The sequence below is a fragment of the Methylorubrum sp. B1-46 genome, from assembly GCF_021117295.1.
Classification (GTDB): Bacteria; Pseudomonadota; Alphaproteobacteria; order Rhizobiales; family Beijerinckiaceae; genus Methylobacterium.
The window spans coordinates 4,331,212-4,355,742 of record NZ_CP088247.1; the positions used below are offsets into that span (position 1 = coordinate 4,331,212).

Sequence of the window (24,531 nt, forward strand, 5' to 3'; positions counted from 1 at the left end):
GGCCTATCCGCCGCAGGATTGGTCACGGAGGCGGGGTGTGGCCGGTCCGCATCATCCGGCGTCCCGTGCGCTGCTGCACGGCGCGCGCACCCCGTTCCAGTTCACGACGTCGCGGGCGCTTGTATGGGGCTGGGCCGGATCTGACATGGGGGCTCCCGGAAGAGCGTGCCGCCTGTCGGGATCTGTCGTCTTCTGGAACCCGATGCCTGCCGACGTGCTTCTGCCTGCCCTCCGCTTCCTCCTCCTCGCTCTCGCCGTCCTCGTCCTTCTCTTCCTCGTTCCGCTCGCGACCCACGCCCTGTGGTGGAATGCGAAAGGGGGACGTGCGGACACTTGGTCGACGGCGGATTGGTCGAGCGCCGGCCTGCTGCCGCCGGCCGCCGCCGTGCCGGAGGCGATGGTGCGGGTCTACGCCGCCCGGGTCGGGCGCTGGCGGGGCATCTTCGCCCATCACAGTTGGGTGGTGATCAAGGAAGCGGGCGCGCCCCGCTACACCCGCTACGACGTGGTCGGCTGGGGCACGCCCGTGCGCACCGACGCCTACGCCCCGGACGGGCGCTGGTTCGGCAACGCGCCCGAGATCGTGCTCGGGCTCGACGGCGAGGCCGCGGCGCGGGCGATTCCCCGGATCCGCGCGGCGGTGGCGGACTATCCCTACCGCAGCCAGGGCTCGTACCAAGCGTGGCCGGGGCCGAACTCGAACACCTTTGCCGCCCACGTCGTTGCGCGCATCCCCGACAACGACGTGCCGCTGCCGCCCACCGCGCTCGGCAAGGACTGGACGCCGCCGGGCCGCTTCGCCGAGCGCACCCCGAGCGGCACCGGCCTGCGCTTGTCGTGGCGGGGCTATGTCGGCCTCACCGTCGGCTGGGTCGATGGGCTGGAACTCAACCTGCTCGGCGCGGTGGCGGGTCTCGACTGGCGCCGCCCGGCCCTGAAGCTGCCGGGCTGGGGCCGCATCGCGCTGATCCCCGGCGGCGATGCCGACAGGGCGGCGCCGACGACCGCGCGACCGGAGCGCCGTCCGGCGACCGATTCGGTCTCCGGCTAGCGGTTTCAAGGGGGAGGCTCAGCGCTTCGATGACTTCTGGCCCGGCAGCCTCACCTCGCCCTGCCACTGGCCGGAGAATTCGGTCTTCGAGCTGTAGGCGAGGGAGAAGGTGCCCTTGCCCTTCACGCCGGCGAACTCGCCGGTGGCCGCGCTGTCCCGGTAGGTCCCCGTCGCCGTGACGCGACCCTGGGCGTCGGTCGTGACCGTGCCCCGGTAGAGGCTCGAGGTCGAGCCGCCGGGGGTCGTGAAGGTGATGGTGCCCTCCACCGGTCCCTGGCCGTTCTTGAGCGTGACGGTCTCGACCCACTGCACCCGGGCGCCGTCGAGCGGGGTGCCGGGGCCGGTATTGAGCCCGGAGGCGGTCTGCTGGAGCTTGACCTCGTTCGGGCCGAGCACCTGCGGCGCCTGACTCTCGACGCGGCCGGTGAAGCTGCCGCCCATCGGCATCGCGCGGGCGGCAGCCGGAAGGAGGGGAGCTAGCGACAGTGCGGTGGCAAGGGCGGTGCTAAGAGCGGCAGGAAAGGCCGCGGTCAGGATCGTCGATCTGCGATGCATCGCGTTCGCTCCCTCGGACGAGTTGTCGGGCGGCCGCGCGGCGCGACCGTCGCGCAACTCTCAAGTCCGAAAAATCCTGCCGTCAACGCCGGGCGAGGATGGGGGCGGGAGGCGAATTTTTCGAGACGTTTCCGTATCTTGAGAGGCGTTTCGTCTCCGCGCGAGCCGTGAGACGTCCGAATGGGACGGGCGTCTACGCCGGAAGATCCGGCCGCGCGCGATTCGTGCTACCAGCACCGGGACCGTTCCCGGCCACTGGGGCCCATCCCGACGCGCGATGACCGACCTCCTGATCCGCCCGGCGCAGAACCACGACCACGACGCGATCTGGTCGATCCTGGAGCCGATCCTGCGCGAGGGCGAGACCTATGCCCTGCCGCGGGACTGGGACCGGGAGCGGGCGCTCGCCTACTGGTTCGCGCCGGCCCACCACGTCTTCGTCGCGGAAGAGGCGGGCGCGGTGCTCGGCAGCTCCTACATCCGCGCCAACCAGCTCGGGGCCGGCGACCATGTCGCCAACGGCACCTACGCCACGCATCCGGCGGCGCGCGGTCGGGGCGTGGCCCGCGCCATGGGCCTGCACTCCTTCGAGGCCGCGCGGGCGCTGGGCTTTTCCGCGATGCAGTTCAACCTCGTCGTCGCCACCAACGCCCCCGCCGTCGCCCTCTGGACGAGCCTCGGCCTCAGGGAGGTCGGCCGCCTGCCCGGCGTCTTCCGCCATCCCCGGCACGGGCCGGTCGACGCGCTGGTGATGCACCGGAGCCTGTAACCCCGCCTCCATTGAACACGGCCGCGCTTGGGACAGATTGATCCCCGCGCACCGCGGGAGGTGCGGGGAGGGCGCGGACCTTGAGCTTCCTGATCTGCCTCGCGGCGCTCTTCTTCCTGATGGGGATCGCCTATCGCGGCTTCTCGGTGATCCTGTTCGCGCCGGTCGCCGCCATGGGCGCGGTGCTGCTCACCGACCCGTCGGCTGTGCCGACCCTCTTCTCCGGGCTGTTCATGGAGAAGCTCGTCGGCTTCCTGAAGCTGTACTTCCCGGTCTTCCTGCTCGGCGCCGTGTTCGGCAAGCTCATCGAGATCTCAGGCTTTGCCCGCTCCATCGTCGGCGCCGTCACCGGGCTCCTGGGCGAGGGCAGGGCGATCGTCGCCATCGTGCTGGTCGGCGCCATCCTCACCTATGGCGGCGTCTCGCTGTTCGTGGCGGTGTTCGCGGTCTATCCCTTCGCCGCCGAGCTGTTTCGCCGCTCCAACATCCCGAAGCGCCTGATCCCCGGCACGATCGCGCTCGGCGCCTTCACCTTCACCATGGATACCCTGCCGGGCACGCCGCAGATCCAGAACATCATCCCGGCTTCCTTCTTCAAGACCGACGCCTACGCCGCTCCCTGGCTCGGCATCATCGGCGCGCTCTTCGTGTTCGGCGTCGGCGTCGCCTATCTCGAATGGCGCCGCCGCTCCGCCGGGGACGAGGGTTACGGCGAGGGCCACACCAACGAGCCGCAGGCGGTCGAGGACAAAGTCGTCATCCATCCCATGGTGGCGATCCTGCCGCTCCTCATCGTCGGAATCGGCAACAAGCTGCTGCTCGCCTGGATCACCGCCTCCTACGGCGAGCAGGCGAGCGCGGCGCTGACGCCGGAGATGGCGGCCCATCCGGTCACGGTCCAGGTCAAGACGGTCGCGGCGATCTGGGCGGTGCAGGGTGCGCTGTTGCTGGGCATCCTCGCCACCGTGATCCTCGGCTTCCGCAACCTCGCGGACCGCTTCTCCGAGGGCTCGAAGGCGGCGGTGGCCGGCTCGCTGCTCGCTGGCATGAACACCGCCACCGAGTACGGCTTCGGCGCGGTCATCGCCGCGCTGCCCGGCTTCAAGGTGATCTCGGATGCGCTCTCGGCGATCCCGAACCCGCTGATCAACGAAGCGGTGACGGTCAACGTGCTGGCCGGCGTCACCGGCTCGGCCTCGGGCGGGCTCTCGATCGCGCTTGGCGCCCTGTCCGGTCGCTTCGTCGAGGCGGCGCAGGCGGCCGGCATCCCGCTCGAAGTGATGCACCGCGTCGCCTCGATGGCGAGCGGCGGCATGGACACCCTGCCGCATAACGGCGCGGTGATCACCCTGCTCGCCGTCACCGGGCTCACCCACCGCCAGTCCTATGGCGACATTTTCGCGATCACGATCATCAAGACCGTGGCCGTGTTCGTCGTGATCGGCGTCTACTACGCGACCGGTCTGGTCTGACGCCGCCCGCGAGAGCGTCCGGCGGAAGGAGTGGGCTCGGACGCGCGCTCGGAACAAAGGCGGGCCGCCGCCGGATTGCCAGCGGAAGGGGACGGCCCCGGCGTCGTTCGGGACGAACGCCCGACCACGCGCCGGGCAGATACGGGACCGGGGACGAGTATGACGGGAACGGCACTGATCGCGGGCGTCGGCGGGATCGTCGGCAACAACCTCGCCCGGCACCTCGTGGCGCGGGGGTGGACGGTCGAGGGCCTCGCCCGGCGCCCACCCGACATCGCCGGGGTGACGCCGATCGCCGCCGACCTGCTCGACCCGGCGGCTTTGGCCCGCGCGCTGGAGGGCCATGCGCCGAGCCACGTCTTCATCACCACCTGGCTGCGCCAGCCCACCGAGGCCGAGAACATCCGCGTCAACGCGGCCATGGTCGCGAACCTCCTCGACGCGCTTCGCCCGGCGGCCAGCGTGCGCCACGTGGCGCTGGTGACGGGCCTCAAGCACTATCTCGGGCCGTTCGAGGCCTACGGGAAGGGCAGCCTGCCGCCGACCCCGTTCCGCGAGGACCTGCCGCGCCTCGACATCGAGAATTTCTACTACGCGCAGGAGGATGCGGTGTTCGCGGCCGCTGCGCGCGACGGCTTCACCTGGAGCGTGCACCGCCCGCACACCATCGTCGGCTACGCGCTGGGCAACGCCATGAACATGGGCGTGACGCTCGCCGTCTACGCCTCGCTCTGCCGCGAGACAGGGCGCCCCTTCCGCTTCCCCGGCTCGGCGGCGCAGTGGAACGGGCTCACTGACGTCACCGACGCGCGGCTGCTCGCCCGCCATCTCGAATGGGCCGCGCTGACGGAGGCGGCGCAGAACGAGGCCTTCAACGTCGTCAACGGCGACGTCTTCCGCTGGCAATGGATGTGGGGGCGGCTCGCCCAGTGGTTCGGGGTCGAGCCGGCGCCCTTCGACGGCGAAAGCAACCCGCTCGAGCACCAGTTGGCGGGCGCTGCCCCGCTCTGGGCGGAGATCGCGGCGCGCCACGGCCTGATCGAACCCGACCTGAACCGGCTGGCTTCCGCCTGGCACACCGATGCCGATCTCGGCCGCCCGATCGAGGTCGTCACCGACATGAGCAAGAGCCGGCGCCTCGGCTTCCTCGACTACCAGCCCTCGGACGACGCCTTCTTCGACCTGTTCGCCCGGCTGCGGGCCGAGCGGGTCATTCCCTGAACGGACCGGCGAAGGATCACCCCACCGTCCCGGCCCTCTGCCCGGCCTTCTGCCGCCGGGTCGGGTGGGTCATCGCTTCGAGTTCGAGAAGCTCGTTGAGCTGGGCCTCCGTCAGAAGGCCCTCCTCCAGCACCAGATCCGCCACCGCGCGGTTCTCCTTCAGCGCGCGGCGGGCGATGCGGGAACTGGCCTCGTAGCCCAGCGTCGGCGCGAGCGCGGTGACGAGGCCGATCGAGCCCTGGACCAGGCTGCGGCAGCGCTCGCGGTCGGCCTCGATGCCCTCGACGCAGCGCTTGGTCAGGGTGTCGATCGCCGCCGTCAGCATCCGGAGCGAGCTCAGCACGCAGTAGCCGATGGTCGGCTCGAAGGCGTTGAGCTGGAGCTGGCCGCCCTCGGCGCAGAGCGTCACCGTGAGGTCGTGGCCGATCACCATGTAGGCCACCTGATTGACCACCTCTGGGATCACCGGGTTGACCTTGCCCGGCATGATCGAGGAGCCGGCCTGCACGGCGGGCAACCGGATCTCGCCGAGGCCGGTGCGGGGACCGGACGAGAGCAGGCGCAGGTCGTTGCAGATCTTGGACAGCTTCACCGCGACGCGCTTCAGCGTGCCGGAGAACAGCACGAAGGCGCCGAGATCCGAGGTCGCCTCGATCAGGTTGGAGGCGAGCACCATCGGCTGGCCGGCGAGCCGCGACAACTCCTCCACGGCGAGCGCGGCGTAGCGCGGGTCGGCGTTGAGGCCGGTGCCGATTGCGGTGGCGCCGAGATTCACCTCGCGGAACAGGCCGACGATCTCGTTCAGCCGCGCCACGTCCTCCTTGATCGTGGCGTGGAAGCCGTCGAACTCCTGGCCGAGCGTCATCGGCACCGCGTCCTGAAGCTGGGTCCGGCCCATCTTCAGCACGTCGGCGAACTCCACCGCCTTGCTCTTGAAGGCGTAGGCGAGGTCGTCGAGCGCCTTGACCAGTGGCTGCGTGGCGAAGATTACCGCGAGCCGCAGAGCCGTCGGGTAGGCGTCGTTGGTGGACTGCGCCATGTTGACGTCGTCGTTGGGATGCAGCGCGGCGTAGTCGCCCGGCGCCCGGCCCATCAAGCGCAAGCCGACATTGGCGATCACCTCGTTGGCGTTCATGTTGGTCGAGGTGCCGGCCCCGCCCTGGATCGCGTCGACGACGAAGGATTCGCCGTAGGCCGGGTCGGTCGCGACGAGGGTGCAGGCCTCGTCGATGATCGCCGCCTTCTCCTTCGGCAAGGTGCCGAGCCGGTGGTTGGCCCGTGCGGCCGCCTGCTTCACCAGGGCGAGCGCCCGCACGAAATCCGGGTAATGGCCGACCGGCACGCCGGTGACCGGGAAATTCGCCACCGCGCGCTTGGTATGGATGCCCCACAGGGCGTCGGCCGGCACCTCGCCGTCGCCCAGCAGGTCGTGTTCCGAGCGCGTCTTCGCCCCCTCCATCGCCACCTTGCGCACGGTGGCGACGGCGAGATCCTCCTCCTGGAGCGGCTTCTCCGCGGCGGCTCGCGCCGTCGTGCCGAGCGCGTCGGGGCGGGCGGCCCGCTCGGCCGCCGCGAGGGCCGCGGCCCTCGTCTGAGCCTTCGCGGCCTTGACCGCCTTCTTCCCCGTGCCGCCCGTGATCTCGGCCTTCCCGGCTGCACCCTTGGTCGTCTTGCCCGCCCCCTTCCGGCCGGCGGCAGCCTTGCCTCCGACCGCATCCTTGCCTCCAACCGCATTCTTGACGGATTTGGCGGAGCGCCAGGCCTTGGTGTCGGATGCCGTCTTCGCCACGGAAGTCTCCCCGATGCGTCGGACGGTCCGGCCGAATCGTCGATTCGGGCGGCCGGTGACCGTCGGGTCGGTGTTCAGAGGGTCACGTGCCGGGCTGTCAACCGATCGCGGTCCGGTTGACGTATCAGGCGCTCCGCGCCGTCAGCCTTCGTGCGGACGGCGCGAAGCCCGCGGGAGAGGTCAGAAGAACAGCGTCGTGTTGAGGTAGCCGTAGAAGGTGTCGCCCGTATCCGGCGCGTTGGGGGCGTTGCGCAGGAAGTCACCCTTGGCGAGATAGGCGAGGCCGGTATCGAGGATCATCTCGTTGGGAATGATCCAGTAGCGCAGGCGGCCCTCGATCTGGTGGCCGGCGAAGGTGCCGGAGCGGCCGGTGCGGTCGCGGATCAGGGTCGCGGCGAAGGTGTCGGTGGCGCTCTCCAGCCAGAGCGGGCGGTAGGCGATGAAGGCGTCCCACACCTTGCTCGGGGTGATCTCGGCGCGGATCGAGGGCGAGATCAGGTTGGCGCGCTGCACCGGGCCGTAGAGGCCGGTCGGGCCGTACTCGAAGCGCCGGGCCCCGAACAGCGTGTCGAAGCGGGTGAACTTGCCGTCGTTGTTCCGGTCGCCGCTGGCTTGATCGTAGTGCAGCGACAGCCGCGGCTTCCAGGCGTGCTCGAAGGTGTAGCCGACCTCGGCATGGACGAAGTAGGCTGAGACCGTGAGGTCGCGCTGGTCGGAGGCGGCCGCAGTCTCGCGGGCAAGTCCGGTCTGGTAGATTCCCTCGAAATCGTAGTCGAACGCGCCGACCTGGGGTCGGCGGGCGAAACGCAGGCCGGGGGTGAACAGGCGTCGGTCCCGGGTCTGGACCGAGCGCAGGCCGGTGCCCGAATCCTGCTCGTAGAGGCCGTAGCCGTAGAGCTCGAACGTGCCGCCGAGGATGTCGGCGAAGGTGTAGGAGGCGCCGAAGAGCTGCAGGTTCAGGCTCTCGCGGTCGAACTCGATGCCGTTGTCGAGGATGCCGTTGACGTCGTCGGGCAGGCGGGTGTGCGGCATCACCCACAGGGCGGTGAACTTGTCCCGGTTCGCGCCCTGCCAGTCATAGGTCAGGCCGGTATAGGCGTTGATGGTGTTGCGGAACTGCTGGCGCGAGACGAGGCGGCGCGAGCCGATGTTCTTGGTGAAGCGGCCGACCGTCAGGCTGCTCTTCGAGCCCTCGCCGCCGAGATCGCCCGTGTCGAAGTTCAGATAGGCCTGGCCCGGTTCGAGGGCGTTGATCTCCGTGGTGAAGGCGGAGGAGTTGCGCTGCTGGAAATAGCCGCGGCTGTCGAACAGCTCGACGCCGAGGCGCACCGGGCCCTTGATCCCGTACTCCACGTGCAGGGTCGTGAGATACGAGTTCAGGATGTCGTTGGCCGCGAACGTCGGCACCGGACGGAACTGGTTGGCGATGCCCTCCACCCGCGGCCGGAACGAGCCGCTGATGCGCCAGTTCTCCGGCTCGCCGAGCGCCCGGTAGAGGAAATTCGGCGGCTGGGCCGGCGCGGCGGCGAAGTACGGCCCGGACGGCTTCGTCCGAGGCGCCGCCTGTGCCGGGACGCCGACGACATCCGCTGCGGCCAGCGGCGGCGTGTCCCGAAGGCCGGCGAGGGGGCCGCTCTGGGCGAGTGCCGGGCCGACGAGGAGGGGGACGGAGACGCCGGCAAGCAACGACGCGCACAGAACCGATTGCTTCACCATGCCGCTCCTGTTCTTTCGCAGAGTTTGTCCGTGAGGGATGAGAAATCACCTAGTCTGGTATACCAGCGCAAGGACTGGCTCTTCGAGCGATGCATTTTGTCGGCGCCACGCTGTGCCGGAGTATCCGTTGGGGTCTGCTTTTCCACATGGCAGTCGACGCGTAAATCAGAGTGAAATCAGTGATTTAAGGTGCGAAATTTCACCGCTGCCATGCGCGTTCGCTTTGTCCCCCGTCTGCAACGTCTGGGACAAAAGCTCGAAAGTACTTGGATTTTTCGGGATTAAAGCCGGATGTGCTTCTCGTGGGGTCGGCGCGATCACGCCCTGCAATCGCACCGTGCACGGGGATGATGGCCGCAGACGGATGACAAGCCGGTGTCCCCGCCTCACTATGGGGCCGCCGCCGCCGCCGCCGCCCGCCGGGCCGCGGCGCGTCACGCACGTGTTCGGAAGGTCCGCCCATGCGCCTCAAGGCCGCGCTCCTGCTCAGTGCTCTCGTCGCCGCGACCGCCTGTTCGCCGGCGCGCGCCCAGAATCCCGCGGACCAGGATCCTGCGGGCCCGAGCCTCACCGGGACGCTGAAGAAGGTGAAGGATACCGGTGCCCTCACCATCGGCTACCGCGACGCCTCGGTGCCGTTCTCCTATCTCGACGGCAACCAGAAGCCGGTGGGCTACGCCTACGAGATCTGTCTGAAGGTCGCCGACGCGGTCAAAACCCATCTCAAGCTCGACAAGTTGGACGTGCGGCTCAACCCCGTCACCTCCGCGACCCGCATTCCCCTGATCGCCAACGGGACGATCGACCTCGAATGCGGCTCGACCACCAACAACGCCGACCGGCAGAAACAGGCCGCCTTCACCAACACCCACTTCCTCACCGCGACGCGCTTCGTCGCGAAGAAGGAGAAGGGGCTCGACAAGACCGACGACCTCAAGGGCCGGACCGTGGTCTCGACCTCGGGCACCACGAACATCCGCCAGATCAACGAGATCAACGCGGCCCGCGGCCTCGGCATGCGGATCCTGCCGGCCAAGGACCACGCCGAGGCCTTCCTGATGATGGAGACCGGCCGCGCCGACGCCTTCGTGATGGATGACGTGCTGCTCGCCGCCCTCGTCGCCGGCTCGAAGTCGCCTGAGGCCTACACGATCTCGTCGGAGGCTCAGTCGCAGCCCGAGCCCTACGGCATCATGCTGCGCAAGGACGACGCCCCCTTCAAGGCCGTGGTCGATGCGGCGACCGCCGCCCTCTACAAGAGCCCGGAGGGGAAGGCGCTCTACGACACGTGGTTCACGCAAGCCATCCCGCCGCGGGGCATCAACCTGAAGCTCCCGATGAGCGAGCCGATGCGGAAGGCCTTCGCCAATCCGAGCGACAGCGCCGATCCGGCGGCCTACTGAGCGCGGCGGCCCGCAACGGATGAGCGGCCTTTCGACGATGAGCTCCCCGATGGCTGGCGCTCGATGAACTACAACTGGAACTGGGGCATCTTCCTGGAGCCGTCGCCCGAGGGCGCCGGCACCTATGCCGACATGCTCCTCTCGGGGCTGGCCTGGACGGTCGCCACCGCGCTGGCCTCGTGGGTGATCGCCTTCACCCTCGGCTCGGTGATCGGCGTGATGCGCACGCTGCCCTCGCGCACCGCCAACGCGGTCGGTGCCGCCTATGTCGAGGGATTCCGCAACGTCCCGCTGCTGGTGCAGATGTTCCTCTGGTACTTCGTGCTGCCGGAACTCCTGCCCGCGCATCTGGGCGCCGCTGTCAAGCAGATGCCGGACGCGCCGTTCTACACGGCGGTCCTGTGCCTGGGCTTCTTCACCGCCGCGCGGGTGGCCGAGCAGGTGCGGGCGGGCCTCCTCGCCCTGCCGCGGGGGCAGGCGCAGGCGGGCCTCGCGCTCGGCCTCACGCGGGCGCAGACCTACCGCGCCGTGCTGCTGCCCAACGCCTACCGGATCCTCCTGCCGCCGCTCACCTCGGAATTCCTCAACAACCTCAAGAACACCTCGGTGGCGCTCACCATCGGCCTGCTCGAACTCACGGCGCGGGCCCGCTCGATGCAGGAATTCTCGTTCCACGTGTTCGAGGCCTTCACCGCCGCGACCCTGCTTTACGTCGCCCTCAACCTCGTGGTGATCGCGGGCGCGACGCTGCTGGAGCGGCGCCTGGCCGTGCCGGGAGGGCGCTGATGTTCGGGCAGTTCGACTTCTCCGTCATCGTCGACGCGCTGCTCTACCTCTTCGCCGAGGGCATGGTGTTTACCCTGACGCTGACCGCGCTCGCGGCGAGCGGCGGCATCGTGCTCGGCACGGCGCTCGCGCTGATGCGGCTCTCGGGCGTGCCGGGCCTGACGCATGCGGCCAAGCTCTATGTCGAGCTGATGCGGGCCCTGCCGCTCGTGCTGGTGATCTTCTGGTTCTACTTCCTCGTGCCCTATCTCGGTGCCTGGGCGACGGGTTCGGACACGCCGATCCAGGTCGGGGCGTTTGCCTCCGCGCTCGTCACCTTCACCCTGTTCGAGGCGGCCTACTTCTCCGAGATCGTGCGGGCGGGCATCCAGTCGATCCCGAAGGGGCAGAGCGCGGCGGCCCAGGCGCTCGGCATGAACTACGCGCAGACGATGCGGCGCGTGGTGCTGCCCCAGGCCTTCCGCAACATGGTGCCGCTGCTGCTGACCCAGACGATCGTGCTGTTCCAGGATACGTCGCTCGTCTACGTGCTCTCGCTGACCGATTTCCTGGGCGCTGCCTCCAAGGTCGCGCAGCGCGACGGGCGTCTCGTGGAGATGTACCTGTTCGCCGCGCTCGTCTACTTCGCCGTCTGCTTCGCGGCCTCGCTGCTCGTGCGCCGGCTCCAGGCCCGCACGGCGATCGTCCGGTGAGAGGGCAAACGCGATGAGGACGGGCCCATGACCTCTGCTCCCATAAGTTCTGCCCCGCAGCCGGCCATCGCGGGCGGGCCGATGATCGCCATCGAGGCGGTGTCGAAGTGGTACGGCGAGGTCCGCGTCCTCACCGACTGCTCCACCGCGGTGAACCGGGGCGAGGTGGTGGTGGTCTGCGGCCCCTCGGGCTCGGGGAAGTCGACGCTGCTGAAATGCGTCAACGCCCTGGAGCCGTTCCAGGAGGGGCAGATCACCGTCGACGGCACGCGGGTACGGGACAGGGCCACCAACCTGCCGCGGCTGCGCGCGCGGGTCGGCATGGTGTTCCAGCATTTCGAACTGTTCCCGCATCTGAGTGTCATCGACAACCTGACGTTGGCCCCGCGCAAGGTGCTCGGGCGATCGCGGGAGGCGGCAACCAAGCGCGGCCTCGATCTGCTGGCCCGCGTCGGCCTCTCGGCGCATGCGCAGAAGCATCCGGGTCAGCTCTCGGGCGGGCAGCAGCAGCGGGTGGCGATCGCCCGGGCGCTCGCCATGGACCCGGTGGTGATGCTGTTCGACGAGCCGACCTCGGCCCTCGACCCCGAGATGGTCGGCGAGGTGCTCGACGTGATGGTGGAACTGGCCCGCGACGGCATGACCATGATGGTCGTGACCCACGAGATGGGATTTGCCCGCAAGGTGGCCGACCGGGTGGTGTTCATGGATCGCGGCGAAATCGTCGAGGATGTCGCCAAGGACATCTTCTTCGACCGGCCTCGCAGCGAGCGGGCTCAGCAGTTCCTCTCGAAGATCCTCGCGCATTGACGCGGATTTGCGGTCTTCGGCTCTCCCCGGCGGCACGTTCCGGCTGTATGCTCACCGCTTGTGCCGCTGAAACCGGCCTGTTTCCTGCACGTTGCACCGATGTGGGGGGCGTCCGGGCCGGGTTCGGAGGATTCGCCGCGGGGCCGGTCTCGAGTTTGATCGAGATGGGACGGTTTCTTCACGCAGCTTGTCTCGGATGCCGCGTTACTATTTCGACATCAACGACGGCACGGATCTGAAGGACGAGGTGGGTCGCGAGATCCAGTACCCGCTTGCCCTGCGCCGCGAGGCTCTGCGGGTGATGACGACCCTGATGGCCGCGGAGGCCGAGGACAGCCAGGATTGCACGCTGGTTCTGACCGTCCGCAACGGCGACGGCGACAGCGTCATGACGATCCGCCTCGTCTGCCAGATCGACGACGGCTGAGATCGATCAAGGGCGATCCTCGGACATCATCGCATCCGGCCGGAGATCCGATGCCGCCTCTGTCGGGGGCGGAGCCGCGTGACCGAGGTCGATCAGGATCATGTCGAGCAGGACGTGGAGCCGGCGGAAGCCCGATGCCGGAAGCTTCGCACGGGCGGCTGCACACAGTGCGGCAACCTCAGCGATGGCATCAGCGTCGTTGGTCGGCATCGTCCTTCCCTGTTTGGTGCGTATTCGATCAGGCTGTGAGGCTAATGGGCCAAGCAAGTCTGTTCAATGCGACCCGATAGTGCGTAAATCTTCTCAAGTAAATACTTGTTCAAAAATGGGGTGCTGACGGGCATTGGATCCGATCGAATCCGTTGATCAAATTATCGTGTGCTTGCTGGCGGGGACGCGACGAAGGCGCTTTGGGGCCGCGCGCTTTGCAAGAGATCAGGGCAGGAGAGCGAGGCAAGGGAGCGAGGCAAGAGGGCGGGGGGCGGCTCTGCCACCTTCGCATGACCGGTTGGGTTCGGGGCCGGGCAGCGCCGCACGGCGTCCCAGGTCTGCCGGATGATGCGTCCGAAATCGGTTGGCGCCGCTGCGTTCGATCCGCCCGATGGTCGAGGGACGCTACGGCCATCACACGGAGCAAGAGGCCCTCCGGCGAAGGGGCGGGGTGACGCGCAATGCGGATCGCCGTGACCCGGCTCCCCGCGCCGCGTCAGAACAGCGAGATGAGGAGGATGCCGGCCACCATCAGCGCGGCTCCGCCGAGCCGCGACGCGCCGGCCCGCACCCGCTTCATGCCGACCCAGCCGAAATGGTCCAGCGCCACCGAGGTCAGCAGGTTGGCGGTGATGAGCAGGCCGTTGAAGGCGCCCGCGCCGACCTTGTCGACGAACAGCAGGCCGGCGAACACGGCCACGGCCCCGGTGAGGCCGGCCAGCGGCATCCACCAGCGCACCCCTTCCAGGTCGGTCCGCTGCGGCAGCGGCTTCGGCCGCAGCAGGAAGACCAGCACGAACACGAACACCACCGGAAGGAACGAGACCAGGGCCGCGAGCCACGGATTGACCAGGGCCCCGCGGAGCTGCGCGTTCCAGGCCACGCCGATCGCCTGCAGCGCGCCCGCCACGACGATGAAGGGGTAGAGCAGCCTCGGATTGAGACCGTGGCCCGTCTCGGTCTCACCCGATTCCGACCCCTTGTCGGGGGTGACGCGGGCGATGAACGTCACGCCGACGGCCATGAGCAGGCCGCCGAGCCAGGGCAGCGGCTTGAACCCGCCGCCCGGCATCCCGAACAGGCCCAGCGAATCCATCGCCAGCGAGGTCAGGATGTTGGCGGTCAGGGTCAGCCCGTTGAAGGGGCCGGCGCCGACCTTGTCGACGAAGGCGAGGCCGCCGAACACCGCGACCGCGCCGGCGAGCCCGCCGAGCGGCGCGTACCACGGCATGCCTGCGAGCGTGTCGAGGCCCGGCAGCGGCGTCGGCATCACGAGGAACAGCGTCGCGAAGACGAACACGATCGGCAGGAAGGAGACGGAGGCCGCCAGGAACGGATTGACGAGCTGCCCGCGCAACTGCGCGTTCATGGAATTGCCGAGTGCCTGGAGGGCGCCCGCGAGGAGGATGAAGGGGTAGAGAAGGGCGGCACTCACGGGGGCGGCCTCCGGATCGGCGAAGGGGCAGGCGAAGGGGCAGGCGAGGGGAGATCAGGCGAGGATCAGCGCGGCCAGCGCGAGGGCGAGCGCCGGGGGCATGACGAGGACGCCGAGCTTCAGGAACGCCCAGGCCGAGACGTCTTCGCCCTCGCGGCGGATCGCGGTGAGCCAGAGGATGGTCGCGAGCGAGCCCGTGACCGAGAGGTTCGGTCCGAGATCGATGCCGATCAGGATCGCTCCCGCGACCGTCTCCGGGACGTGGGCCGCCTGCACCGCAGCGCCGGCCAGCAGGCCCGCCGGCAGGTTGTTCACGAGGTTCGAGCCGAAGGCGACGAGGGCGCCGCCGGCCCAGGCTGCGGCGGCCGGATCGCCCTGCGCGGCCCGGCCGAGGGCGTCGGCCAGCCGCGCGAGCAGGCCGGTCGTCTCCAGGGCCTCGACCAGGATGAACAGCCCGGCGACCAGCGGCAGCACGCCCCAGGACACGTCCTTGGCCACTGCGACCAGCCCGCCCCGGTTGATCGCGAGCACGACGAGGGTGGTGGCAAGCCCGGCGACAAAGGTCGGCAGGCCGAGTTCCAGCCCGGCGGCCGAGGCGCCGATCAGGGCCGCACCGGTGGCGACGATGCCGAGGCCCGCGACCGCGCCGCCGCGCCCGAGGGCCGGCGTGTCGATCCGGGTCGCCACCGTCTCGGCCTTCAGCCGCGCGTTCTGGGTCAGGCGCAGGACGATGTAGGTCGCCACGATCGCGAGGAAGGAGGGCAGGGTGAAGGTCGCGAGCCATTGCCCGAGCGGCGGCATGTGCTCGGCGAAGACGACGAGGTTGGCCGGATTCGAGATCGGCAGCACGAAGCTCGCCGCGTTGGCGATGAAGGCGCAGATGAACAGGTAGGGCAGGGGCTGCTTCACGCCGGCGGCCCGGGTTGCGGCGAAGACGGCCGGCGTCAGCACCACCGCGCAGGCATCGTTCGAGAGGAAGACCGTGACCAGCGTGCCGACGACGTAGACGAGCAGGAACAGCCGCGTCGCCGAACCCTTCGCGGCCCGCACCGCGTGGGCGGCGAGCCAGTCGAACAGCCCCTCCTTCCGGGCGATCTCGGAGAGCAGCATCATCCCGACGAGGAAGAGGTAGACGTCCGTGCCCTTGGCCGCGCCCTCCAGGGCGGCCTGCCAGGGGATCAGGCCGAGGAGGACGAGGAGCGCCGCGCCGGCCACCGCCCAGACCGCCTCCGGCCAGGAGAAGGGGCGCAGGATCACGCCGAGGGTCGCGAGCGCGGCGATGCCCCAGGTCGCCGCATTCGGGTTCTGGATGAGCGCACCCATCGGCGTCGGGCTTCCTTCTGGCGGAGTGAGTCACAGGGTTCGGCGCGGAGGGCGCCATCGAGGCGGTTCAGAGTGCCTCACAACACGCCCGGTCACCGGCCGTTCTCGCTCTGGCGAGGACAGCGCGGCGGGCGTTTCGTGAGAGACATTCGAGCGGGCTCGCGCGTGGCCCCTCCCAGGCCTTGTCTCCCGATCGCTTCCGTATCGATACCGGCCCGCGGCTGCTTCCATGGCGGTGCCGCAAGCAGTCGCCGCTCAAGTTTCCTCGTGCCTCGCCGTTCCGGATTAATCCATCACAACGACGCGATTCTTCTGCGAGCCGCGGCAGGCGAGGATTGGACGAGCGCATTTTTCCAAGCCTCACGAGGCTTCGGGGCCGAGTCGCGACGCGCCGGTATGCGGTCGATGTGCCGGAATGCGATGAAGCGGGCAGGGCGGAACAGCGTCCGGGAGCGCCGGTTTCCCGAGGGTTCATCACGCCCGGAACCTGAGGAGATCCGCCATGAAGGCCCTGACCCTTGCGCTCGCCAGCGCCCTCCTGCTCACGCCCGCCGCCATCGCCGCCGAAGGTTCGGGCACCAGCCGCTCCGGCACCGCCGACAGCACGGGGGCTAACGATGCCGGTTCTGGAGCCTCGCCCGGAGCGGCCGGAAGCGGCCCCACCTCCGGCGACAAGAGCCGATCCGGCACGGCCAACAGCACGGGGCCCAACGATGCCGGCTCCGGCGCCTCACCCGGCGCCCAGGGCAAGGGCCACGAGGCCCGATAAGAGCTCCCGCTCACGGACCGTTCTCGCTCTGGCGAGGACAGCGCAGCGAGAGTCTTGTGAGAGACACGAAGAACGGTCTCTCAGTGGGGTTCACCGGACGGCAAAGGGGCATCCGGGTTCCGCGCGGTTCCCGAATGCCCCTTCGCGATGTCCGATGCGCCGACCTGTCTCCGTGAGGAGCGGGTCGGGCGGGATCGATCGTCCCTGCGATCGCTCCTTCGGGATCAGTCGTTCTTCACCGTGCCGTCCAGGCCGACCTTGACCTCCTGCTCGCGGTCGGTGAGCGCGAGCTTGATCTCGTACTCGACCGCGTTGCCCTCGCGCTCCACCTCGGCCTCGTAGGCCTTGCTGCCGGGCGCCTTGGCCTCGGCGAGCGCAATCGCCTCCTTCAGCGAGACCTTGGCATTCTGGAAGTCGCTCGCCTTCAGCCGGGTGAAGTAGCGCTCGATCGGCTGGTTCTCACTCTTGAAGAGTTCGCCCGTGTCGGCGTTGACGCCGTGCTCGACGAGCTTGCCGCTCGGATACACGACCTTGATCGCGTAGCGCGCCGGGTTCTTGCTGTCGGCCTTCTCGAAATCGGCGTCGATCGCCTTGCCGCCCTTCTCCTCACCCTCGGCCTTGCCCTCGGCAGTGGCGATGGCCTGGGCGAGGCCGATCTTGGCCGACTTGGCGACCTGCCACTCCTTGAGGTCGCTGTTGGACTTGGTGGCCTCCGTCGCGCTCGGCGCACGGCCGGTGTTCTCCGGGTTCTTGGTCAGGTCCGGGTTCTGAGCCGTGGCCATCCCCGTCATCAGGGCAAGGAGGCCGGTGGCGGCGGTGAGGCGCAGGAGATTCGTCTTCGTCGTCATGGCGGGTTCCCGTTCTCGGGGTTGGTTGCGGTCCACTGAACGGTCCAAGCCGCCGCTTGGTTGCGGCGCGTCATGACGTTCGAAGCCTGCTGGTACTGCCGCTCCTGCACGCCATCGAAGGCCCGTGGCCGGACCCGATGCAGTCGGCGGTCTTGGCCGGCCTTGACATATATCCGTTATAAAAATAACTAATTCGCATATCGAGTATAAGGTTCATCGAGAGCGCATTTATGGGTCCCGTCGAGTCCGAGGCCGCCTTCCTGGCGCGCTACGATCCCGCCGATTACGCGCGGCCCGCCGTCGCCGTCGATCTGGTTCTGCTGGGGCTCTCCGGCGGCCGTCCCGTCATCCTGCTGCTGCGGCGCGACCGCCACCCGCATGCGGGGCGCCACGCGCTGCCCGGCGGCTTCGTCGGGATCGACGAGGCGCTGGATGACGCCGCCGCCCGCGTCCTGGTGGAGAAGGCGGGCGGGGCGCGGGCGCATCTGGAGCAGCTCTACACCTTCGGCGCCGTCGAGCGGGATCCGCGCATGCGCATCGTCACGGTCGCCCATCTCGCGCTCCTGACCGAGGCGGCCCTCGCCGAGGCGCTGGCGCGCGCCCCGGCTCTGCATCCCGGCACGGTCACGGCGTCGGATGAGGGATCCATGACGGTCCGTGCGGCCGACGGCGCGGCGCTCACACTCGCCTTCGACCACGCCGAGATCGTCGCCCTCGCCCTGCGGCGGCTCAGGGGCAAGCTCGATTATTCGGAGGTCGGCTTCAGGCTGCTGCCGGAGCTGTTCACTCTGCGCCAGCTTCAGGACGTGCACGAGGCGATCCTGGGCACGCGCCTCAACAAGCCCGCCTTCCGCCGCCGCATGCTCGACCGCGGCTGGCTCGAACCCACCGGCCAATTCGAGACGGGCACCTCCTACCGCCCGGCCGAGCTGTACCGCTTCCGTCCTCTCCCCTCGCAAACGCTCTCGAAAGGAGACTGACATGGCCACGATCCGCCGCTTCGGCGTTCTCTCTCAGCTTCGGAGCGAGGCCAGCCATTACGTGGTCCGCTACCGCAACGGCCGCCCGCGCCAGAGCGGGCGCGGCCTCGTCTTCTGGTTCCGCCCGGAGACCGCGAGCATCAGCGAACTGCCGATGGACGACCGCGAGATGACGCTGTTCGTGCGCGGCCGCAGCGGCGATTTCCAGACCGTGGCGGTCCAGGGCAGCATCGGCTGGCACGTCGCCGATCCCGAGCGGCTCGCGAGCCGGATCGACTTCTCCCTCGACCTGCGCACCGGCCGCCTCCAGGGCGAGCCGGTCGAGCGGATCGAGGCGCGCATCGCCGGGCTCGCCAACCAGACCGTGCTGCAGTTTCTGGGACAGGCGCCGGTGCGTGCGCTGCTCGATGCCGGGCCGGAATCCTTGCGCGGGCAATTGCAGGCGGCGCTCGCCGCCGAGCCGTCGCTGGCCGAGATCGGCGTCGCCGTGGTCTCGGTGCGGCTCACCAACCTCGCCCCGTCGAGCGAGCTGGAGCGTGCACTGCAGACGCCGACCTACGAGGCGCTGCAGCAGAAGGCCGACGAGGCCACCTTCGCCCGCCGGGCGCTGGCCGTGGAGAAGGAACGCGCCATCGCCGAGAACGAACTCGCCACCCGGACCGAACTCGCCCGGCGCGAGAGCCTGCTGATCGCCGAGGAAGCGCAGAACGCCCGCAACCGGGCGCAAGGACGGGCCGAGGCGGAAGGGATCGAGGCTGGCGCGGTGGCCGAGCGCATCCGCATGGTCGAGGGCGCGCGGGCCGAGGCCGAGCGGGCGCGGGTCGCGATCTACCGCGACGTGGCGCCGGGCACCCTGCTCGGCCTCGCCGCCCAGGCACTGGCGGGCAAGCTCGACACGATCGAGCACGTCAACGTCACCCCGGACCTGCTGGCCAGCCTGCTCGGCGAGGTCCGCCGATCGCCCGGCCTCCCGGCGCGCTGAGGGAGGAGCCCATGGCCGCGCTCACTCCGCGGGCGGTCTTCGTCACCCGCGAGACCGATTACGAGCTCCTGATCGCCCGGCACGCCACCAGGGGACAGGCCCGCTTCTTCCTGGAGAGCCGCGGCCAGGGGCTCGCCGCGGTCGAGGCGCGCCACGAGCGTTTCCACGCGGCCCTGGCACGGGCACGCGCCGCGGTGCCGGGGGAGTGGCGCCAGGCCCAGGTGCGGCGGACCGATCTCGACCGCTTCCTGTTCGGCCCCGACGACGTCGTCGTCGCCGTCGGGCAGGACGGGCTGATCGCCAACGTCGCGAAGTATCTCGGCGCGCAGCCGGTGATCGGCGTGAACCCGGCGCCCGACCTCTATGACGGCGTGCTGGTCCGCAACCCCGTCGAGCGGCTCTCCCGGCTGCTGCCGGCGAGCGTCGCGGGTGATGTGGCCGTCGAGCGACGCACCATGGTCGAGGCGGTGATCGACGGGACCGAGCGCCTGTTCGCCCTCAACGAGATCTTCGTGGGCCACCGCAGCCACCAATCCGCCCGCTACCGGATCGAGGCCGGTCAAGAGGGCAAGGAAGAGGGCAAGGAGGCGGGTGCGGAGGCGGGCGAGGAGCAATCCTCCAGTGGGCTCATCGTCGCCTCCGGCACCGGCGCCACCGGCTGGGCCCGCTCGATCCGTGAGGCGACCGGGCTCGACCTGTCGCTCGCTCCCGACGAGCGGGCGGTGGGCTACTGGGTGCGCGAGCCGTTCCCCAGCGTCACCACCGCCACGCGGCTGCGGGCCGGCAAGATCACCGACACGCCGCTGCACGTCACCTCGCGGATGAACGAGGGCGGCGTGGTCTTCGCCGATGGGATCGAGCAGGACTTTCTGGGGTTCGGCTGGGGCCGGCAGGTGCGGATCGCGCCGGCCGAGCGGGCCCTGCACCTCGTGACCGGGTGAGCTGCGTCGCCGGAACAACGAAGACCGGTTTCTCGGCCGGCCATCCCGTATAGGGAAGGCGTGCGGGACATCCGGGCGGATTGCCTTTCCACGATCATTCGTTGGGCGCGATCCTGTCGTAAAACCGCCAAGGGTGGCAATCATGGGGTGCCGATCATGGGGCGGGTGACCGCGCGCCGTGAGCGTCGGCGCAAGGTTCGACCGATCCGGGAATGGGCAGCACGTGGAATCGGCAGCAGAGCATCGGAGGGGCGGTCTCGCCGAGGCGGGGCGGCACGACGAGGGGCCGGGCGGGAGCCGCGACGGCCGGGCCGTCCTGCGGGGGGCCGCGCGTCCCGACCTGATCCGACGGGAGACGCTCGCCGCCCTGTTCCGGGCGAGCGCGCGGGAGCGGGCCGAGGCGCCCTGCCTGATCGATGCCGCCGCGCCCGGCGCGGACGGACCCCGCCCGGTCCTGACCTACGCGCAGGTCGATGCCCGCTCCGACGCCATCGCCGCCGGGCTGTCCACCCGCGGCATCGGCCCGGGGGATGTGGTGGGCCTCTGGATGGCCCGCGGCACCGAACTGCTGATCGCGCAGATCGGCATCGCCAAATCGGGCGCCGCCTGGCTCCCCTTCGACGCCGAGGCGCCCGCCGACCGCGTCGCGGTCTGCCTGGGGGATGCCGAGGCCAAGGCGCTCCTCGTCTCGGAGGCGCTGCGCCCCCAGGCGCCGGAGGGCACGCCCGCGCTGACGACGTCTGAGGTGCTGGCGGCGGGGCAGGGCGCCTCTGCGCCCGATCTCGACGCCGCCGGACTGACCCCGGCGCACCCGGCCTACCTGATCTACACCTCGGGTTCGACCGGCGTGCCGAAGGGCATCGTCATCAGCCACGCCAACATCTGCCACTTCCTGCGCTCGGGCAACGCCGTCTACGGCCTGCGCGCCGACGACGTGGTGTTCCAGGGCGCCTCGGTGGCCTTCGATCTCTCGATGGAGGAGATCTGGGTCCCCTACCTCGTCGGCGCCTGCCTGTTCGTGGCGAGCCCCGCGATGATGGGCGACGTCGAGTCGCTCCCCGCGATCATCGCGCAGGCCGGCATCACCGTGCTCGACACGGTGCCGACGCTGCTTGCGATGATTCCCGGCGACCTGCCGAGTGTCCGCCTCGTCCTGCTCGGGGGCGAGGCCTTGCCGGAGCCGCTGGTGGCGCGCTGGGCGACCGGTGAGCGGCGCCTGTTCAACACCTACGGCCCGACGGAAGCCACCGTGGTGGCGACCGCGGCCGAGATGCGGCCGGGCCGGCCCGTCACCATCGGCGGCCCGATCCCGAATTATTCGGTCTACGTCGCCGACGAGGCGCTGAACCTGCTGCGCCCCGGCGAGCAAGGCGAGTTGCTGATCGGCGGTCCCGGCGTCGCGGCGGGCTATCTCAAGCGGCCCGAACTGACGGCGGAAAAATTCGTCGCCAACCCCTACCCGTCCGACGGGACCGACCCGGTGCTGTACCGCTCGGGCGACGCCGTCTCGATGACGGCGGAGGGCGATATCGTCTTCCACGGCCGCATCGACGATCAGGTCAAGATCCGTGGCTTTCGCGTCGAACTCGGCGAGATCGAGGCCCGCATCCGGGGCGAGGCGGGCATCAACCAGGCGGCGGTGATCCTGCGCCGCGACGACGAGGTCGATCGCCTCGTGGCCTTCCTCGTGCCCGAGCGCGGCGCCGGGCTCGACCGGGCGGCGCTCCGCAAGAGCCTGGCCGCGCAGATGCCGCCCTACATGGTGCCCGGCCATTTCGAGACGGTCGAGACCCTGCCCCGGCTCACCTCCGGCAAGGTCGACCGCAAGGCCCTGCGGATTGCCCCTCTCACCGTCGCGACGACGGAGGGCGAGCAGGAGGCCCCCGACAACGAGACCGAGGCCGCGCTTCTGGCCGCCGCCAAGACGGTGTTCGGCGATGGGCCGATCGGGCTTGAGGCCGACTTCTTCTCCGAACTCGGCGGCCACTCGCTGCTCGCCGCCCGCTTCGTCGGCGCGGTGCGCGCGACGCCCGCGCTCGCCGGCATCACCCTGCAGGACGTCTATACCGGCCGCACGCTGCGGGCGATGGCGGCGGGTCTGATCGAGCGCACCGGCGGCGTCGGCGCGCAGACCGCGATCCGGGACCTGAGCTTCACGCCGCCCCCGCTCCTGCGGCGCGCCCTGTGCGGGCTGGCCCAGGCGGCGGCTCTCCCGTTCGTCATCGCGCTTGCCACCGCGCAGTGGCTCGGCATCTTCGTCACCTACCTGCTGCTGACCGGCGGGGGCTTAGGCTTCTGGGGTGAGCTCGGCGTCCTGCTGCTCGTCTATATCGGCATCAACGCGGTGACGGCGGCGATCGCGATTGCCGCCAAATGGCTGATCCTCGGGCGGACCAAACCGGGCCGCTACCCGCTCTGGGGCGTCTATTATTACCGCTGGTGGCTGGCGCAGCGCCTGACGCCGCTGGTCCATATCAAGTGGCTCCAGGGCTCACCCGCCATCGTCGCCTATCTGCGGCTGCTCGGTGCGAAGATCGGCGACGACGTGCTGGTCTCCGACCTCGACGTGGGGGCTGCCGACCTCCTCACCGTCGGCCGCGGATCCTCGCTCGGCGGGCGCCTCGTCATCGCCAATGCCGAGGTGGTCGGCAACGAACTCGTCATCGGCTCCGTCGAGATCGGCGAGGATGTCGCCATCGGCGCCTCCTGCGTCATCGGCCCCGGCGCGGTGATCGGGGATCATGCCGAGATCGCCGACCTCACCACCGTGCCCGCCGGCACCGAGATCGGCCCGGCCGAGGCCTGGGACGGCTCGCCCGGCCGCCGGGTCGGCACCGTCGACTTCTCCGCGCTGCCCGAGCCCGCCACCGCCTCTCCGGCGCGGCGGGCGGCCTTCGGCGCCGTCTACGCCTTCCTGCTCGCGGCGGTGCCGGCGGTCGGCCTGCTGCCGATCTTCCCGGCCTTCTACATGTTTGACCAGATCTCCGATCACCTCTCGGAGATCACCGACGTCGATTACCACGTCTACCTGCCGCTGCTGACCTGGCCCACCGCCATGCTGATGACGGCGGGCACGGTGCTGCTCATCGCCGCGATCCGCTGGGCGGTGCTGCCGCGGAAGACCTCCGGCACCTACTCGATCTGGTCGGGCTTCTACCTGCGCAAGTGGCTGGTGGCGCTCGCCTCCGAGGTGACGCTGGAGACGCTCTCCTCGCTGTTCGCCACCGTCTATATGCGGGCGTGGTACCGGCTGATGGGCGCGCGCATGGGGCGGGGCGCCGAGATCTCGACCAATCTCGGCTCGCGCCACGACCTCGTCTCGGTCGGGCCCAACAACTTCATCGCCGACGAGGTGGTGGTCGGCGAGGAGGAGATCCGCCGCGGCTGGATGCACCTTCACACCGTCGAGACCGGCGCCCGCGTCTTCGTCGGCAATGACGGCGTGCTGCCGCCGGGCACGCGGCTGCCCGACGACGTGCTGATCGGCATCAAGTCGAAGCCGCCGGCCAACGCGGCGATGGGGCCGGGCGAGACGTGGTTCGGCTCGCCGCCGATCCGCCTGCCGGTGCGCCAGAAGGTCGATCTCGGATCCGCCGCACAGACTTTCCAGCCGAGCGTGGGGGCCAAGCTCCGGCGCGGCCTGTTCGAGGCCTTCGCCACCTCGTTCTCGCCGATGCTCTACATCTCGCTTGCCATCTGCGCGATCGACTGGGTGTTCTACCCGGCGATCCTCGCCGAGGATTGGGGCGGGCTGGCGCTCGCCTTCGTGCTCGCGAGCGTGATCATCGCGCTGATCCAGACGAGCAGCGTCATCGCCCTCAAATGGCTGCTGATGGGGCGCTACCGCCCCGGCATGCGGCCGATGTGGTCGTGGTGGGCGATGCGCACCGAGGCGATCGCGGTGGCCTACTGGGGCTTGGCCGGCAAGGTGCTCCTGGAGCACCTGACCGGCACGCCCTTCCTGCCCTGGGTGTTGCGGCTGTTCGGCGTGAAGGTGGGCCGGGGCGCCTGCCTGCTGATGACCGACATCACCGAGTTCGACTGCGTCGAGATCGGCGATTACGTCACCATCAACCGCTCGGCGGCGCTCCAGACCCACCTCTACGAGGACCGCATCATGAAGGTCGGCCGCGTCGTGGTCGGGCGCGGCGTCTCGGTCGGGGCCTTCTCCACCGTCCTCTACGACAGCCATGTCGGCGACTACGCGCGGCTGCGCCCGCTCACCATCGTGATGAAGGGCGAGTCGATTCCGGCGCATTCGGAATGGGAGGGCGCGCCTGCCGTGCCGGTGGTGCACGCGGTCGCGGAGCCGGTGGCGCGGGCGGCGTGAGTGGCCGCCCCGTCTCGCCGCC

The 24,531-nt window shown here is 69.8% G+C and carries 21 protein-coding genes; 15 read left to right on the forward strand and 6 right to left on the reverse strand.

Translation table 11 applies throughout. The features are described 5' to 3' along the window. Nucleotides 1-202: 202 nt before the first annotated feature. Nucleotides 203-1,051: a DUF3750 domain-containing protein gene (locus LPC10_RS20215; RefSeq protein WP_231344047.1), complete on the forward strand. Its 849-nt coding sequence runs from the start codon at nucleotides 203-205 to the stop codon at nucleotides 1,049-1,051. An 18-nt stretch (nucleotides 1,052-1,069) separates the two neighbouring features. On the opposite strand, the gene LPC10_RS20220 is transcribed toward LPC10_RS20215, so the two are convergent. Next, complete coding sequence (locus tag LPC10_RS20220; protein ID WP_231344048.1) at nucleotides 1,070-1,606, reverse strand: Ig-like domain-containing protein; 537 nt, start codon at nucleotides 1,604-1,606, stop codon at nucleotides 1,070-1,072. A 277-nt stretch (nucleotides 1,607-1,883) separates the two neighbouring features. Between LPC10_RS20220 and LPC10_RS20225 the strand changes: the two genes are divergently transcribed. From LPC10_RS20225 to LPC10_RS20235, 3 genes are all read left to right on the forward strand, one after another. Next, complete coding sequence (locus LPC10_RS20225; protein WP_166060547.1) at nucleotides 1,884-2,375, forward strand: GNAT family N-acetyltransferase; 492 nt, start codon at nucleotides 1,884-1,886, stop codon at nucleotides 2,373-2,375. Nucleotides 2,376-2,455: 80 nt separating this feature from the next. Then, complete coding sequence (locus LPC10_RS20230) at nucleotides 2,456-3,847, forward strand: GntP family permease (RefSeq protein WP_231344049.1); 1,392 nt, start codon at nucleotides 2,456-2,458, stop codon at nucleotides 3,845-3,847. Nucleotides 3,848-4,006: 159 nt separating this feature from the next. After that, complete coding sequence (locus LPC10_RS20235) at nucleotides 4,007-5,068, forward strand: SDR family oxidoreductase (RefSeq protein ID WP_231344050.1); 1,062 nt, start codon at nucleotides 4,007-4,009, stop codon at nucleotides 5,066-5,068. A 16-nt stretch (nucleotides 5,069-5,084) separates the two neighbouring features. Here LPC10_RS20235 and LPC10_RS20240 read toward each other — a convergent pair whose 3' ends face one another. Both LPC10_RS20240 and LPC10_RS20245 read right to left on the reverse strand, forming a co-directional pair. Continuing rightward, nucleotides 5,085-6,857 (reverse strand): aspartate ammonia-lyase, encoded by a 1,773-nt coding sequence (locus LPC10_RS20240; RefSeq protein ID WP_231344051.1) that lies wholly within the window; start codon nucleotides 6,855-6,857, stop codon nucleotides 5,085-5,087. A 180-nt stretch (nucleotides 6,858-7,037) separates the two neighbouring features. Next, nucleotides 7,038-8,570 (reverse strand): alginate export family protein, encoded by a 1,533-nt coding sequence (locus LPC10_RS20245; RefSeq protein WP_231347102.1) that lies wholly within the window; start codon nucleotides 8,568-8,570, stop codon nucleotides 7,038-7,040. 464 nt (nucleotides 8,571-9,034) lie between these two features. On the opposite strand from LPC10_RS20245, the gene LPC10_RS20250 reads away from it, so the two are divergent. The 6 genes from LPC10_RS20250 (at nucleotide 9,035) to LPC10_RS20275 (ending at nucleotide 12,940) form a co-directional block, all read left to right on the forward strand. Then, complete coding sequence (locus tag LPC10_RS20250; protein ID WP_231344052.1) at nucleotides 9,035-9,976, forward strand: amino acid ABC transporter substrate-binding protein; 942 nt, start codon at nucleotides 9,035-9,037, stop codon at nucleotides 9,974-9,976. A 63-nt stretch (nucleotides 9,977-10,039) separates the two neighbouring features. Further along, nucleotides 10,040-10,762: an amino acid ABC transporter permease gene (locus tag LPC10_RS20255; RefSeq protein WP_231344053.1), complete on the forward strand. Its 723-nt coding sequence runs from the start codon at nucleotides 10,040-10,042 to the stop codon at nucleotides 10,760-10,762. Beyond that, the gene (locus LPC10_RS20260) at nucleotides 10,762-11,454 is read left to right on the forward strand and encodes an amino acid ABC transporter permease (protein ID WP_231344055.1); all 693 of its coding nucleotides are present in this window, start codon (nucleotides 10,762-10,764) and stop codon (nucleotides 11,452-11,454) included. Before LPC10_RS20255 ends, LPC10_RS20260 begins: the two co-directional genes overlap by 1 nt. Nucleotides 11,455-11,535: 81 nt before the next feature. Then, a complete protein-coding gene (locus LPC10_RS20265) occupies nucleotides 11,536-12,264 on the forward strand; it encodes an amino acid ABC transporter ATP-binding protein (protein ID WP_231347103.1) in 729 nt (242 codons plus the stop codon). A gap of 196 nt (nucleotides 12,265-12,460) precedes the next feature. Then, the gene (locus LPC10_RS20270; RefSeq protein ID WP_231344056.1) at nucleotides 12,461-12,691 is read left to right on the forward strand and encodes a hypothetical protein; all 231 of its coding nucleotides are present in this window, start codon (nucleotides 12,461-12,463) and stop codon (nucleotides 12,689-12,691) included. Between the two features lie 78 nt (nucleotides 12,692-12,769). Continuing rightward, the gene (locus tag LPC10_RS20275; protein ID WP_231344057.1) at nucleotides 12,770-12,940 is read left to right on the forward strand and encodes a hypothetical protein; all 171 of its coding nucleotides are present in this window, start codon (nucleotides 12,770-12,772) and stop codon (nucleotides 12,938-12,940) included. 457 nt (nucleotides 12,941-13,397) lie between these two features. Here LPC10_RS20275 and LPC10_RS20280 read toward each other — a convergent pair whose 3' ends face one another. Continuing rightward, nucleotides 13,398-14,336 (reverse strand): DMT family transporter, encoded by a 939-nt coding sequence (locus LPC10_RS20280; RefSeq protein WP_231344058.1) that lies wholly within the window; start codon nucleotides 14,334-14,336, stop codon nucleotides 13,398-13,400. Between the two features lie 54 nt (nucleotides 14,337-14,390). After that, on the reverse strand, nucleotides 14,391-15,659 hold the full coding sequence (locus LPC10_RS20285) for an arsenic transporter (protein ID WP_231344059.1): 1,269 nt from the start codon (nucleotides 15,657-15,659) through the stop codon (nucleotides 14,391-14,393). A gap of 502 nt (nucleotides 15,660-16,161) precedes the next feature. Here LPC10_RS20285 and LPC10_RS20290 point away from each other — a divergent pair. After that, entirely contained in the window at nucleotides 16,162-16,428 is a 267-nt protein-coding gene (locus LPC10_RS20290; RefSeq protein WP_231344060.1) for a hypothetical protein, read from the forward strand. A gap of 224 nt (nucleotides 16,429-16,652) precedes the next feature. Here LPC10_RS20290 and LPC10_RS20295 read toward each other — a convergent pair whose 3' ends face one another. Beyond that, nucleotides 16,653-17,276, reverse strand: a complete 624-nt coding sequence (locus tag LPC10_RS20295) for a PepSY domain-containing protein (RefSeq protein WP_231344061.1) — start codon at nucleotides 17,274-17,276, stop codon at nucleotides 16,653-16,655. A 230-nt stretch (nucleotides 17,277-17,506) separates the two neighbouring features. On the opposite strand from LPC10_RS20295, the gene LPC10_RS20300 reads away from it, so the two are divergent. The 4 genes from LPC10_RS20300 (at nucleotide 17,507) to LPC10_RS20315 (ending at nucleotide 24,509) form a co-directional block, all read left to right on the forward strand. Continuing rightward, the gene (locus LPC10_RS20300) at nucleotides 17,507-18,256 is read left to right on the forward strand and encodes an NUDIX domain-containing protein (RefSeq protein ID WP_231344062.1); all 750 of its coding nucleotides are present in this window, start codon (nucleotides 17,507-17,509) and stop codon (nucleotides 18,254-18,256) included. Between the two features lies 1 nt (nucleotide 18,257). Next, nucleotides 18,258-19,238 carry an SPFH domain-containing protein gene (locus tag LPC10_RS20305; protein WP_231344063.1) on the forward strand — a complete coding sequence of 327 codons (981 nt, stop codon included), beginning with the start codon at nucleotides 18,258-18,260 and terminating at the stop codon, nucleotides 19,236-19,238. An 11-nt stretch (nucleotides 19,239-19,249) separates the two neighbouring features. Then, nucleotides 19,250-20,179, forward strand: coding sequence for a hypothetical protein (locus LPC10_RS20310; RefSeq protein ID WP_231344064.1), 930 nt, complete (start codon nucleotides 19,250-19,252; stop codon nucleotides 20,177-20,179). 223 nt (nucleotides 20,180-20,402) lie between these two features. Beyond that, entirely contained in the window at nucleotides 20,403-24,509 is a 4,107-nt protein-coding gene (locus LPC10_RS20315; protein WP_231344065.1) for a Pls/PosA family non-ribosomal peptide synthetase, read from the forward strand. Nucleotides 24,510-24,531: the final 22 nt, after the last annotated feature.